General features: G+C 65.1%; 7 protein-coding genes. 1 reads left to right on the plus strand and 6 read right to left on the minus strand.

From position 1 onward, the window contains the following. Positions 1 to 189: 189 nt before the first annotated feature. From FJV43_RS05200 to FJV43_RS05215, 4 genes are all read right to left on the minus strand, one after another. The gene (locus tag FJV43_RS05200) at positions 190 to 2,478 is read right to left on the minus strand and encodes a DUF1522 domain-containing protein (RefSeq protein ID WP_239625119.1); all 2,289 of its coding nucleotides are present in this window, start codon (positions 2,476 to 2,478) and stop codon (positions 190 to 192) included. A gap of 219 nt (positions 2,479 to 2,697) precedes the next feature. Next, entirely contained in the window at positions 2,698 to 4,968 is a 2,271-nt protein-coding gene (locus tag FJV43_RS05205) for a DUF1522 domain-containing protein (RefSeq protein ID WP_239625123.1), read from the minus strand. A gap of 324 nt (positions 4,969 to 5,292) precedes the next feature. Beyond that, positions 5,293 to 7,563 (minus strand): DUF1522 domain-containing protein, encoded by a 2,271-nt coding sequence (locus FJV43_RS05210; protein ID WP_239625125.1) that lies wholly within the window; start codon positions 7,561 to 7,563, stop codon positions 5,293 to 5,295. A gap of 356 nt (positions 7,564 to 7,919) precedes the next feature. Next, complete coding sequence (locus tag FJV43_RS05215; protein ID WP_239625127.1) at positions 7,920 to 10,190, minus strand: DUF1522 domain-containing protein; 2,271 nt, start codon at positions 10,188 to 10,190, stop codon at positions 7,920 to 7,922. A 321-nt stretch (positions 10,191 to 10,511) separates the two neighbouring features. On the opposite strand from FJV43_RS05215, the gene flbT reads away from it, so the two are divergent. Continuing rightward, the gene (flbT, locus tag FJV43_RS05220) at positions 10,512 to 10,952 is read left to right on the plus strand and encodes a flagellar biosynthesis repressor FlbT (protein ID WP_035671936.1); all 441 of its coding nucleotides are present in this window, start codon (positions 10,512 to 10,514) and stop codon (positions 10,950 to 10,952) included. 87 nt (positions 10,953 to 11,039) lie between these two features. On the opposite strand, the gene FJV43_RS05225 is transcribed toward flbT, so the two are convergent. After that, the gene (locus tag FJV43_RS05225; RefSeq protein ID WP_239625129.1) at positions 11,040 to 12,539 is read right to left on the minus strand and encodes an aspartate aminotransferase family protein; all 1,500 of its coding nucleotides are present in this window, start codon (positions 12,537 to 12,539) and stop codon (positions 11,040 to 11,042) included. Further along, complete coding sequence (locus FJV43_RS05230; protein WP_239625130.1) at positions 12,536 to 13,789, minus strand: hypothetical protein; 1,254 nt, start codon at positions 13,787 to 13,789, stop codon at positions 12,536 to 12,538. The genes FJV43_RS05225 and FJV43_RS05230 overlap by 4 nt, the downstream gene beginning before the upstream one ends.

The raw sequence follows: 13,789 nt of genomic DNA on the forward strand, positions 1-13,789 counted from the left end.
GCACTCCGGACAATTACGGGGCACGGAGCTCTTCGTCGCGCAACGCTAGATGCACGCACGCACGATGTAAACTCGCTCGGCGTGATGCGCATCGATCTCAGCTAATCTTGTCTTAGCGATCTCCCTTAAAAGAACGGCGGAGCGTTAGCTCCGCCGCGAAATCTCGAGTAGCGAACTTGCGCCGCGAACTTAGCGGAGCAGCTGCAACACGCTCTGTTGCGACTGGTTGGCCAGCGACAGCGCGGAGACCGCGATCGACTGGCGAGTCGAAAGCGCCTGGCTGTTCGCCGCTTCCTCATTGGTGTCGGCGAGCGTCAGATTGGACGAGCCGGTCTGCAGCACGTTGATCAGGTTCTTGGAGAAGTCCTGACGCACCTGCACGATCGACAGATTCGAACCGAGGGTGGAGCCTTCCGAGCGCAGCGTGCTCGAGGCTGCATTCAGGCTGGCCAGCACCTTGTTGGTGGCGCCGTTGTCGATGAAATCGACGCCGTTGACGAGATTGCTGAGACCGAGGCCCGCCGCATTGAACACCACGCCGTTGATGCTCAGCGTGGAGCTGCCGGTCTCGTTGAAGACGAGCTTCAGCGTGTCGCCGTTGAGCAGGTTGACGCCGTTGAAGGAGGAGTCCTGCGACGTCGTGTCGATCTGGGCCAGGATGTTGTTGAACTGGTTGACCAGGTTGGAGCGCGCGGTCTGCGCCACCGGATCCTGGACCGGCGGCTGCGCGGTGGTGAAGGCCAGAACACCGGTGATCGTGCCGCCGACCGCGCCGCCCGCGAGGGTCGAACCGAGCGTCGACGAGGCGTATTCGTTGACGGTGGTCACCGTGAGCACGCCGTTGGCATCGATCGTCGCCGTCAGGTGGTTGGCCTGCAGCTGCGCGTTGAGCTGGTCCAGCGTCTTGACGGTGCCGTTGGTGCCGTCGCCGAAGGTGACGTTCACCGGGGTGCCGCCGTTGAACGAGGTGAAGGTCAGCGTCTTGCCGCTGATGCCGCCGACGCCGGACGTGCGGGCCGCAGTAAAGGCAGTCGCCGTTCCCGTATTGCCGCTGAGACCGAATGCGCCGAGGGCATTGCCGGTACCGGTGATCGAGAGATCGGCGTTGACGCCGGTAGAAAGCGCAAGCTGACCGCTGCTGTTGACCGACGACGGGATCTGGCCTGCAGTGGTCGACAGCGTCGCCGCGCCGTTGAAGATGCTGGCGGTCTTGACGCCGGTCGCGAGGTCGACGGCGTTGAGCAGGTCGGTCAGCGTCGCGCTCTGGATGTAGACGGTCGAATTGCCGTTGCCGTCCGTGACGATGTTGCCGCTGACGCCACCCGACGTGACGCTCGCGGCCGACTGCGGCGTCTGCGCGTTCTTGAAGGTGATGGTGTGGCCGTCGATGTTCAGCGTCGAGCCGTCCTGCACCAGGGTGCCGAGCGAACCCGCGGTGGTCGACCGGGCCGCGGTGACGTTGGCGTTGCCGGCGCCGGTTGCGGACGTCAGACCGAGCGCCTTGAGGAAGTCGGCCTTTCCGGTCACGCTCAGATCGGCGCCGGTCGAGCTCTTCAGGGTGACCTGGCCGCCCGCGATCGACGATGCCACCTGCAGCGTGCCGACGGGACCGGCCGAGCCGCTGACCGAGATGGTCGCGGCGCCGGCGCTGATCGCGGCGCTCTTGACGCCGCTCGCCAAGTCGATCGCGCTCAAGAGGTCGTTGACAGTGCCGGTGGGCGCGGCGGCCGTGCCCATATAGACGATCGAGTTGCCGTTGCCGTCAGTGGCGATGTGGCCGCTGGCATCCAGGCCCCAGCCGGTCGGCTGCGTCGCGGGCGCCGCGCCGGTCCGGAACGTAATGGTCTTGCCGTTGACGGTGATCGAATCTCCGTCGGCCGGCGACGAGCCGAGGGTGCTGGCCGCCGTGGTGCCGATCAGCGTCGCGCTGCCGGTCAGGGCAGTGGTGCCGTCGGCCATGGTTGTGGCAACGCCGGTCAACGTGCCCGCCGTCGAGCCGAGCGATGCACCGAGGGCGGCGGCGGCCGTAACCGGCGTCACGCCACCGGGGGCACCCGTATAGAGCACGTTGCTGTTGGCGGTTGCGCTCGCATAGGACGTCGTGCCGCGCAGATCGGCCGGCGTCGCACCGGGAATCGTGGTCGAGACGTTCGACTTGGTGGAATAGCCGACGGTGGTCTGCAGCGCCTGGTTGGCGATCGATTTCGCGCTGTCGATCAGCTTTTGCAGCGAGGTGATGCCGGTGTTGGCGGCCTGGAGCACCTGCACGCCGTTGTTGATGCCGTCGAGCAGGTTGCTGATGTCGCTCGCCCGGTTGTCCAACCCCTGCGCCGTGAAGAAATTGGTGGGATTGTCGAGCGCCGTATTGACCTTTTTGCCGGTCGACAACCGCTCCTGCGTCGTGGCCAGCAAGTCGGCCGTCGACTGCAGCGACAACAGGTTCTGGCGAACGGACGCCGAGAGAACGATGTTGGACATTGGCGAGTCTTCCTCTTGAACCGGATACGAATCGGCCGCGCGGTCTGCAAAGCGGGGCTTTGGTCCAGTTTTAGAAGGTGTCCTTTAAAGTATGGTTAACGCCGGTTTAAGGGATAGGGTTAATGGCGGGTGAAGGCCCCTGCCCGCCTCCAAATGCAAAAAGAGCGGCGGGGCAAATGGCCCCGCCGCTCGATTTTACCTCGTAATTTCAGTTGCTTACTAGCGGAGCAGCTGGAGCACGCTCTGCTGCGACTGGTTGGCCAGCGACAGCGCGGAGACCGCGATCGACTGACGGGTCGACAGCGCCTGGCTGTTGGCGGCCTCGACGTTGGTGTCGGCCAGGGTCAGGTTGGACGAGCCGGTCTGCAGCACGTTGATCAGGTTCTTGTTGAAGTCCTGACGGATCTGCACCACCGAGAGGTTCGAGCCGAGGCTCGAGGCTTCCGAGCGCAGCGTGCTCGACGCGGCGTTCAAATTGGTCAGCACCCTGTTGGCGGCGGCGTTGTCGATGAAGTCGACGCCGACGGTCAGCGCGGCGAGGCCGAGACCCTTCGAGTTGTAGGTCACCCCGGTGATGTTCAGGCTCGACTTGCCGGTCTCGTCGAACACCAGCTTGAGCTGGTCGCCGTTCAAGAGGTTGACGCCGTTGAACGAGGAGTCCTGCGCGGTCGTGTCGATCTGGTTCAGGATGTTGTTGTACTGAGATACCAGGTTCGCACGGGCCGTCTGTGCGACCGCATCCTGGACGGGCGTGGAAGCCGTCGAGAACGTCAGCGCCGAGGTCAGCGTGCCGCCGATCGCACCGCCCGCTGCAGTCGAGCCGAGCGTCGAGGAGGCATAGTCATTGGACGCCGTGATCGTCAGCAGGCCATTGGCGTCGATCGTCGCGGACAGGTTGTTGGCCTGAAGCTTCGAGTTGAGCTGGTCGAGCGTCTTGACCGTGCCGTTGGTGCCGTCGCCGAAGGTGACATCGACCGCCGTACCGCCGTTGAAGGAGGTGAAGGTCAGGTTCTTGCCGCTGATGCCGCCGATGCCGGAGGTACGGGCCGCCGAGAACGCCGTCGCATTGCCGGTGTTGCCCGAAAGACCAAACACTGCCAGCGCGTTGCCGGTGCCGGTGATCGACAGGTCGGCATTGATGCCGGTCGAGAGCTGGAGCTGGCCGCTGGTGTTGATCGACGACTTGCTCTGGCCGGTTGCGGTATTCAGTGTCGCCGCACCGTTGGCCGCAATCGACGCGGTCTGCACGCCGGTGGCGAGATCGATCGCGTTCAGCACGTCGGCGACAGTGCCGGCCTGGAGGTAGACGGTCGAATTGCCGTTGCCATCGGTGATCACGTTGCCGCTCTTGCCGAACCCGGCTGGAATGGCCGGCGCACCTGTCGAACCCGGAACCGGCGCGTTCTTGAAGGTGATGACGTGGCCGTCAACGTTCAGCGATGCGCCGTCGGTGATCAGCGATCCCAGTGAGCTCGAGCTCGTCGTGCGGGTGACGCTCAGCGACGCATTGCCGCCGCCGGTCGCGCTGGTGAGGCCCAGCGCCTTGAGCAGGTCGGCCTTGCCGGTCAAGGATAGATCGGCACCGGTCGAGCTTTTGATCGTGGTGATACCCGCGGCAATCGAGGAGGGCGTCTGGCCCGCGCTGTTCGCGATCGTCGCCAACCCGCTTGCGATGACCGAGGTGTTCACGCCGCTGGCGAGGTCGATCGCGGTCAGGAGGTCGTTGACGGTCGCGGCCGGGGTGGCGGCGGTGCCGAGATAGACGGTGGTGTTGCCGTTGCCGTCGGTCACGAGATTGCCGCTGAGGCCCGAGCCGCTCGGGACCGCGGCCGCCAAGGGGGCCGAGCCGGAGCGGAAGGTGATGGTCTTGCCGTTCACCGTCAGCGTGTCGCCGTCGGCGGGAGCCGTGCCGATCTTCGTGGCGGCGGTGGTGCCGATCAGGGTCATCGTGCCTGTCACGGCAGTGGTGCCGTCGGCAGCGTTCACGGCAACCGTATTCGAGAACGTACCCTGGGTCGCGCCGAGAGTGGTGGTTGCGACGGCCGCGGTAACGCCGCCCGCCGTGCCGTTATACAGCACGTTGCTGTAGGCGGTCGCGCTGGCATAGGAGGTCGTGCCGCGCAGGTCGGCGGCGGTTGCGCCCGCGATCGTGGTGGAGACGTTGGACTTGGTGGAGTAGCCGACCGTGGTCTGCAGAGCCTGGTTGGCGATCGACTTGGCGCTGTCGATCAGCTTCTGCAGCGAGGTCAGACCGGTGTTGGCGGCCTGCAGCACCTGCACGCCGTTGGCGATGCCGTCGAGCAGATTGTTGATGTCGCTGGCGCGGTTGTCGAGCGACTGGGCGGTGAAGAAGTTGGTGGGATTGTCCAGCGCCGAGTTGACGCTCTTGCCGGTCGACAGACGGTTCTGTGTGGTGGCGAGGAGGTCGGCGGTGGACTGGAGAGAGAGCAGGTTCTGACGAACCGACGCAGAGAGAACAATACCGGACATGACTCTTACCCTTCTGGCTTACGCGTCTTCGTTCGATCGCTTCGGATCGAGTGACGGGCACAGCCTGCGCGGACATGGCTAACAAAGGGTGAAACGCGTCTCGCCGGCATAAGCGGCGGTTCACCATAAGCTGCCGGAAGGCGCGGATAGCATCGACAATCCGTCTGAAATAATTGGCGTTTCTCTGCGCTTACGCTCCATTAACCATAACCGCTGGTTACTTTTCAGAGCGTCTCCTGGTTTCTCGAAAGATCGAATGACATACGAAAAAGCGGCGGGGCCGAAGCCCCGCCGCCTGATCCTGCTTGCGATGTCGTCCGCGACTTAGCGGAGCAGCTGGAGCACGCTCTGCTGCGACTGGTTGGCCAGCGACAGCGCGGAGACCGCGATCGACTGGCGGGTCGACAGCGCCTGGCTGTTGGCCGCCTCGACGTTGGTGTCGGCCAGCGTCAGGTTGGCCGAACCGGTCTGCAGCACGTTGATCAGGTTCTTGTTGAAGTCCTGACGCACCTGCACGATGGTCAGGTTCGAACCCAGAGCGGAAGCTTCCGAGCGCAGCGTGCTCGACGCAGCGTTCAGGTTGGTCAACACCTTGTTGGTGGCAGCGTTGTCGATGAAGTCGACACCACTGGTCAGCGCAGCAAGGCCCAGACCCTTGGAGTTGTAGGTCACGCCGGTGATGCTCAGGCTCGACTTGGCGGTCTCGTCGAACACCAGCTTGAGCTGATCGCCGTTGAGCAGGTTGACACCGTTGAACGAGGAGTCCTGCGCGGTCGAGTCGATCTGCTGGAGGATGTTGTTGTACTGGTTGACCAGATTGGCACGCGAGGTCTGCGCGACGACGTCCTGGACGGGGGTGGAAGCCGTCGAGAAGGTGAGCGACGAGGTCAGCGTGCCGCCGATCGCACCACCCGCGGTGCTCGATCCGATGGTCGAGGACGCGTAGTCGTTGGTGGTCGAGATCGTCAGCAGGCCGTTGGCGTCGATCGTCGCGGACAGGTTGTTGGCCTGAAGCTTCGAGTTGAGCTGGTCGAGCGTCTTGACCGTGCCGTTGGTGCCGTCGCCGAAGGTGACGTCAACCGCGGTGCCGCCGTTGAAGGAGGTGAAGGTCAGGGTCTTGCCGCTGATGCCGCCGATGCCGGAGGTGCGCGCCGCCGAGAATGCGCTGGCGGTGCCGGTGTTGCCGGCGAGGCCAAGCGCATTCAGCGCGTTGCCGGTGCCGGTGATCGACAGGTCGGCATTGATGCCGGTCGAGAGCTTGAGCTGGCCGGAGGCGTTGATCGACGAGGCGATCTGGCCCGAGGCGGCCGCAAGCGTCGCGCTGCCGTTGGCGGCAATGGTGGCGGTCTGCACGCCGGTGGCAAGGTCGATCGCGTTGAGCACGTCGGCGACGGTGCCGGCCTGGAGGTAGACCGTCGAGTTGCCGTTGCCGTCGGTGATCACGTTGCCGCTCTTGCCGAAGCCGGTCGGGATCGACGGGGCGTTGGTCGAGCCCGGGACCGGCGCGTTCTTGAAGGTGATGACGTGACCGTCGACGTTCAGCGTCGAACCGTCCGTGATCAGAGCGCCCAGCGAGCCCGAGCTGGTCGTACGGGTCGCCGTCGCCGTGGCGTTGCCGCCACCCGTTGCGGTGGTCAGGCCAAACGCCTTGAGCAGGTCGGCCTTGCCGGTCACGGACACGTCCGCACCCGCCGAGCTCTTCAGCGTCACGATGCCGGCGGCTATCGACGACGCCGTCGCACCGGAGGCGGCACCGATCGTCGCAGCACCGTTGGTGATCGTCGAGGTCTGCACGCCGCTGGCGAGGTCGATCGCCGTCAGCACGTCGTTGACGGTCGCAGTCGGCGCCGCGGCGGTACCGATATAGACGGTGGTGTTGCCGTTGCCGTCGGTCACGAGGTTGCCGCTGACGCCCGAGCCGGTCGGGACCGCGGCCGCCAAGGGGGCCGAGCCGGCGCGGAAGGTGATGGTCTTGCCGTTCACCGTCAGCGTGTCGCCGTCGGCGGGAGCCGTGCCGATCTTCGTGGCGGCGGTGGTGCCGATCAGGGTCATCGTGCCGGTCACGGCGGTGGTGCCGTCGGCAGCGTTCACGGCAACCGTGTTCGAGAACGTGCCCTGGGTCGCGCCGAGAGTGGTCGTGCCAGTCGCAGCGGTCGTGCCGCCGGCAGCGCCGCTGTACAGCACGCTGCTGAGCGCCGTGTTGCTGGCATACGACGTCGTGCCGCGCAGGTCCGCCGCAGTCGCGCCCGAGATCGTGGTGGAGACGTTGGACTTGGTGGAATAGCCGACGGTGGTCTGCAGCGCCTGGTTGGCGATCGACTTGGCGCTGTCGATCAGCTTCTGCAGCGAGGTGATGCCGGTGTTGGCAGCCTGCAGCACCTGCACGCCGTTGGCGATGCCGTCGAGCAGGTTGTTGATGTCGCTGGCGCGGTTGTCGAGCGACTGGGCGGTGAAGAAGTTGGTGGGATTGTCCAGAGCCGAGTTGACGCTCTTGCCGGTCGACAGACGGCTCTGCGTGGTGGCGAGAAGGTCAGCGGTGGACTGGAGGGAGAGCAGGTTCTGACGAACCGACGCGGAGAGAACGATACCGGACATTGAGTGTTACCCTTCTGGTACGCAACGCAACAAACTTCGATTAGGATTAATCGATGTGCGGGACGGTGAACGTTGAGGGCTAACAAAGCATGAAGCGTGTCGCGCCAGTCCTTGCGCGGATTCACCATATGGCAGCGTCACGCTCGGTCGAGTTCGCGCATATCGCCCTGATAAGACGACGCTTTCTTGCCCAATGGAAAGGCATTTGCCACTCGTCAACCATAACCAAGAGTACGCAATTGCTGCATCCAGATGTGTCGTCCCGTCTTGGCGAGCGGCACTCAGATGCCGATGCAAAAACAAAGCGGCGGGGCCGAAGCCCCGCCGCCGGATCTGCTTGCGATGTCGTCCGCGACTTAGCGGAGCAGCTGGAGCACGCTCTGCTGCGACTGGTTGGCCAGCGACAGCGCGGAGACCGCGATCGACTGGCGGGTCGACAGCGCCTGGCTGTTGGCCGCCTCGACGTTGGTGTCGGCCAGGGTCAGGTTGGCCGAACCGGTCTGCAGCACGTTGATCAGGCTCTTGTTGAAGTCCTGACGCACCTGCACCACCGAGAGGTTCGAACCGAGGCTCGAGGCTTCCGAGCGCAGCGTGCTCGACGCAGCGTTCAGGTTGGTCAGCACCTTGTTGGTGGCAGCGTTGTCGATGAAGTCGACACCGCTGGTCAGCGCAGCAAGGCCCAGACCCTTGGAGTTGTAGGTCACGCCGGTAATGCTCAGGTTCGACTTGCCGGTCTCGTCGAACACCAGCTTGAGCTGATCGCCGTTCAAGAGGTTGACGCCGTTGAACGAGGAGTCCTGCGCCGTCGTGTCGATCTGGTTCAGGATGTTGTTGTACTGAGACACCAGATTGGCACGCGAGGTCTGCGCAACCGTATCCTGGACGGGGGTGGAAGCCGTCGAGAAGGTGAGCGACGAGGTCAGCGTGCCGCCGATCGCACCACCCGCGGCACTCGATCCGATGGTCGAGGACGCGTAGTCGTTGGTGGTCGAGATCGTCAGCAGGCCGTTGGCGTCGATCGTCGCGGACAGGTTGTTGGCCTGAAGCTTCGAGTTGAGCTGATCCAGCGTCTTGACCGTGCCGTTGGTGCCGTCGCCGAAGGTGACGTCAACCGCGGTGCCGCCGTTGAAGGAGGTGAAGGTCAGGGTCTTGCCGCTGATGCCGCCGATGCCGGAGGTGCGGGCCGCCGAGAATGCGCTGGCGGTGCCGGTGTTGCCGGCGAGGCCAAGCGCATTCAGCGCGTTGCCGGTGCCGGTGATCGACAGGTCGGCATTGATGCCGGTCGAGAGCTTGAGCTGGCCGGAGGCATTGATCGACGAGGCGATCTGGCCCGAGGCGGCCGCAAGCGTCGCGCTGCCGTTGGCGGCAATGGTGGCGGTCTGCACGCCGGTGGCAAGGTCGATCGCGTTGAGCACGTCGGCGACGGTGCCGGCCTGGAGGTAGACCGTCGAGTTGCCGTTGCCGTCGGTGATCACGTTGCCGCTCTTGCCGAAGCCGGTCGGGATCGACGGGGCGTTGGTCGAGCCCGGGACCGGCGCGTTCTTGAAGGTGATGACGTGACCGTCGACGTTCAGCGTCGAACCGTCCGTGATCAGAGCGCCCAGCGAGCCCGAGCTGGTCGTACGGGTCGCCGTCGCCGTGGCGTTGCCGCCACCCGTTGCAGTGGTCAGGCCAAACGCCTTGAGCAGGTCGGCCTTGCCGGTCACGGACACGTCCGCACCCGCCGAGCTCTTCAGCGTCACGATGCCGGCGGCCATCGACGACGCCGTCGCACCGGAGGCAACACCGATCGTCGCAGCACCGTTGGTGATCGTCGAGGTCTGCACGCCGCTGGCGAGGTCGATCGCCGTCAGCACGTCGTTGACGGTCGCAGTCGGCGCCGCGGCGGTGCCGAGATAGACGGTGGTGTTGCCGCTGCCGTCGGTCACGAGGTTGCCGCTGACACCCGAGCCGCTCGGGACCGCGGCCGCCAAGGGAGCCGTGCCGGCGCGGAAGGTGATGGTCTTGCCGTTCACCGTCAGCGTGTCGCCGTCGGCGGGAGCCGTGCCGATCTTCGTGGCGGCGGTGGTGCCGATCAGGGTCATCGTGCCGGTCACGGCGGTGGTGCCGTCGGCGGCGTTCACGGCAACCGTGTTCGAGAACGTGCCCTGGGTCGCGCCGAGAGTGGTCGTGCCAGTCGCAGCAGTCGTGCCGCCGGCAGCGCCGCTGTACAGCACGCTGCTGAACGCGGTGGCGCTTGCATAGGAGGTCGTGCCGCGCAGGTCCGCCGCAGTCGCACCCGCAATCGTGGTGGAGACGTTGGACTTGGTGGAGTAGCCGACGGTGGTCTGCAGCGCCTGGTTGGCGATCGACTTGGCGCTGTCGATCAGCTTCTGCAGCGAGGTGATGCCGGTGTTGGCAGCCTGCAGCACCTGCACGCCGTTGGCGATGCCGTCGAGCAGGTTGTTGATGTCGCTGGCGCGGTTGTCGAGCGACTGGGCGGTGAAGAAGTTGGTGGGATTGTCCAGAGCCGAGTTGACGCTCTTGCCGGTCGACAGACGGTTCTGTGTGGTGGCGAGGAGGTCAGCGGTGGACTGGAGGGAGAGCAGGTTCTGACGAACCGATGCGGAGAGAACGATACCGGACATGACTCTGTTACCTTTCTGGTAAACGACGCTACTGTTACGCGTCTGCTTGGATCGAGATTGACCCAGCGACCGGCGGACCGTGGCGCCGAGACTTCTAACGAAGCATGAAATGAAACCCGCGCTTTTGCCGGGTCACGCGTGATTCGGGGCGCCGAAGCCGCGCACATCGCCACACCGCCGCACAGACATAACGTTGGAAAGATTGAGCTTTTTCTCGCGAATGCCGGAGATTTACAGCTCGTTAACTAATTCCGGGCGAGAATCAGGCCTTGATGAGCCGCAACGAACGCTCGGTTACGAAAGCGTTGATGGAGAACAGGCATGGCCCTCAAGGTCGAGCTCAGACCGCACGAACGCATCATCGTCGGTAACTGCGTGATTACCAACACGGACCAGCGCGCCCGCCTCCTGATCGACGGCGACAACGTGCCGATCCTGCGCGAGCGCGACATCCTCACGCCGGAGACCGCCAATACGCCCGCCAAGCTCGTCTATCTCGCGGTCCAGCTCATGTACATCTCGCCGGATCCGCAGACCCAGCACGGCACCTATTTCAACCTGGTGCGCGACATCGTCACTGCGGTGCCGAGTTCCTGGCCGATCATCGAAGGCATCAACAACAACATCCTGAACGGCGACCTCTACCGGGCGCTGAAGGACGCCCGCAAGCTGATTGCCTATGAAGAGAAGCTGCGGGATCAGTACGCGGCCGCGCATCCCAAGGCCGAAGCGGACAAGGCCGACGTGAGCTCTGCCGCCTGACCACACGCTTTCGCTTCGCCCAAGCTGCGAACGACGACGGCCCCGGATCGCCTCCGGGGCCGTCGTCGTTTCAGGCACGCATCAATGCTACTGCGCCGCGAGCGGCGGCGCTTCGACCTCGATCAGTCCGCCGCGGCTCCGCCGTTCGCCGAACTCCAGCACGGCCGCGACCAGCGCATCGACGTCCGCTTCCTCGGTGCGGTGATTGACGATCGCGGCGCGGATCGCGAGCCTGCCGTCCAGCGTCGTGCTCGACGGCGCTGCGACGCCGGACTCCTGGACGTCGGCAACGATCTCGCGATTGACCGCATCATCGGCACGGTAGCGGAAGCAGACGATGTTGAGATTGACCGGCGCCAGCAATTCCAGCCGAGGTTCGGCCAACACGCGCGCCTCCAGATATTTCGCCAGCGCACAGCTTCGCGCGATCACCGCGCCAAGCCGCTCGGTGCCGAACGTCTTCAGCGTGAACCACGTCTTCAGCGCACGGAAGCCACGCGACAGATCGGGGCCGAGATCGCAGGGCCAGACCGCGCCCGCCGCAAGCCCCCTCGCCTCGCGGCGCAGATAGGCCGCCGGCTGCGCAAAGGCCTGCCGATGCCGCTCGCCGTCGCGCACGAGCAGGAAGCCTGCGTCGTAGGGCACCTGTCCCCATTTGTGGAAGTCGAGTGCGATCGAATCCGCGAGCTCGATGCCGCCGAGCAGCGGTGCAAGCTCGGGCGACAGGATGGCGAGCGCACCGAAAGCGCCGTCGACGTGAAACCAGATTCCTTCCTCGCGGCACAACTCCGCGATCGCCCTGAGGTCGTCGATCGCGCCGATATCGACCGTGCCGGCGGACGCGACCACCAGGAAAGGCTTGAAGCCGACCTCGCGATCAACAGTAATCTGCGCGCGCAGCGCGGCGACGTCGATGCGATGATCGGCATCGACATCGATCTTGCGCAGCGCATCGGTGCCGAGCCCGGCAATATCCATCGCCCTGGAGACGCAGCCATGCGCCGCCCGCGACGTGTAGGCTGTGAGCAGCGCACCGTCATTGCCGATACCGTGCTGCCGCGCCAGCGTGCCGAGCGCACTCGTGCGCGCCACCAGCACCGCCATCAGATTGGCCATCGACGTGCCCGTGACGAAGATGCCGCTCGCGCTGTCGGGGAAGGCGAACAGACGGCGCATCCAGTCGACGATCTGGCGCTCGACCTCGATCGGCATGTGGTCGCGCCCGCCGAGATTGGCGTTGAGCCCTGCCGCAAGCATTTCCGCGAGCATGCCGACCGAGGTGCCGCCGCCATGCACCCAGCCCATGAAGCCGGGATGGACGTTGCCGGTCGCATAGGGGGCGACATGCTCGGCGAATTCGCGATAGACCTCGGCGAGATCGCTCGCCTCGCGCGGCAGATCGGCCCTGAATGCCGCACGGACGTCTTCGGGGATCGGCCGCCAGACGGGCCGCGCCCGAACGTTGGCGATGCCGTCAATCGTCTCGTCCAGCATGCGATGGGCGAGCGCGCGAAACTCGCTCCAGTCCTGCGGATCGAGCGAGGTGCTCGTGACGGAGCTTTGCGTGTTGCGGATGATCTCGTTCATGCTGCGCTCCCCTCGCCCGTCCTTGCCCGCCGCGACAGCATCGCCGTGAATGCGGCAAAGATCTTGCGCATCTGCGGCGGCTTGTAAGGAAACACGGCTGGCGAATCCATGTTGTGCACGACGGCGGTGTTGTCGGCCTCGAACACCAGAAGCTCGCGCCTCTCGTTCTCGGCGCAATCGACGATGAAATAATCGAGGCCGACGCGCCGGCTCATCTCGTCGAGCGCGCTCCTGTGGCGCTCGGCGAAGTCGCGGTCGAAGTCGCGCATGAAGACGGCTTCCTCGGCCCGCTTCTCCTCGCTGAATGCCATGTAGGCGTTGAGATACCAGATGTCCCAGCGGTCGGCGATCGCCATGTGGCAGGCGTAGGGTTTGCCGTCGATCATGGCGAGGCGATATTTGCGGTACAGCCCGTCGGGGCTCACATAATCGACGAAGCGTGCGACGAAGAAGTCCTGCTCCTTGCGTTCGGCGAGGTAGGCCGCGAGCGCAGCCGCATCGCCGAGCTTCGCGAGGCCGACGCCGGCATGCGAGCCGCGCGGCCGCGCGATGATCGGAAAGTGCAATTCGCCCGCGATGTCCTCACAGGCGATCCGGTCCTGGGCGAGATCGGACAATTGCGCGCGCGTCGCGTGGATGGTCGCGGGAATGTCCAGACCCGGCACACCAGCCAGCAGCCGATACAGCTTGTCGCGATCGAGATTGCCGATGCGATCGGGCGGATTGAGCAGCGGCCGGGGCCAGTGCGGCGCGGCCTTTTCGATCAGCGCGAGCGCCTCGCGGCATTCCTCGGAATCGGACGCGATCACGATGGCGACGTCGTGCTCGGGCAAGGTTTCCGGCAGACCGACGCCCTTGACCACGTAGAGTGTCAGCAGCTCGATGTCGGAGCCTTCGAGCAGGAAATCGATCGGCGTGTTGCCGCCCATGTCGATGTCGGCCGCAAGCGCGAGCACGCGCAAGCCGGGCTGCGAAGCCGCACTGGGCGTACGAAAGAGTTGATGGAATGTCAGCACTTCGGACTGGATCGCAAGCCCCTGATCCTTGTCGCCCAGAAGCTGGGTGATCAAGGAGAGATCCAGCCCTTCGCCCGCCAGCGCGGTCCCCGCCGCGATCCGCGCCACGAGCTGGTCGCGCAACGGATGCAGATCGACGCCTTCGAAGGCCTGGCGCGTCAGCTGCGCAAAGCCGATGCGGTCGGCATAGCTCGCCGCAGTCAAACCGATCGGCGCAGAAACTGGATGCTGCAT

The sequence above is a fragment of the Bradyrhizobium sp. I71 genome (assembly GCF_022354745.1).
Lineage (GTDB): Bacteria > Pseudomonadota > Alphaproteobacteria > Rhizobiales > Xanthobacteraceae > Bradyrhizobium > Bradyrhizobium liaoningense.

What these genes read in the sequence shown, in the direction of transcription:
- FJV43_RS05200 (WP_239625119.1), bottom strand. Translation starts at nt 2,478, where the DNA reads ATGTCCAACATCGTTCTCTCGGCGTCCGTTCGCCAGAACCTGTTGTCG.
- FJV43_RS05205 (WP_239625123.1), bottom strand. Translation starts at nt 4,968, where the DNA reads ATGTCCGGTATTGTTCTCTCTGCGTCGGTTCGTCAGAACCTGCTCTCT.
- FJV43_RS05210 (WP_239625125.1), bottom strand. Translation starts at nt 7,563, where the DNA reads ATGTCCGGTATCGTTCTCTCCGCGTCGGTTCGTCAGAACCTGCTCTCC.
- FJV43_RS05215 (WP_239625127.1), bottom strand. Translation starts at nt 10,190, where the DNA reads ATGTCCGGTATCGTTCTCTCCGCATCGGTTCGTCAGAACCTGCTCTCC.
- flbT (WP_035671936.1), top strand. Translation starts at nt 10,512, where the DNA reads ATGGCCCTCAAGGTCGAGCTCAGACCGCACGAACGCATCATCGTCGGT.
- FJV43_RS05225 (WP_239625129.1), bottom strand. Translation starts at nt 12,539, where the DNA reads ATGAACGAGATCATCCGCAACACGCAAAGCTCCGTCACGAGCACCTCG.
- FJV43_RS05230 (WP_239625130.1), bottom strand. Translation starts at nt 13,789, where the DNA reads ATGCAGCATCCAGTTTCTGCGCCGATCGGTTTGACTGCGGCGAGCTAT.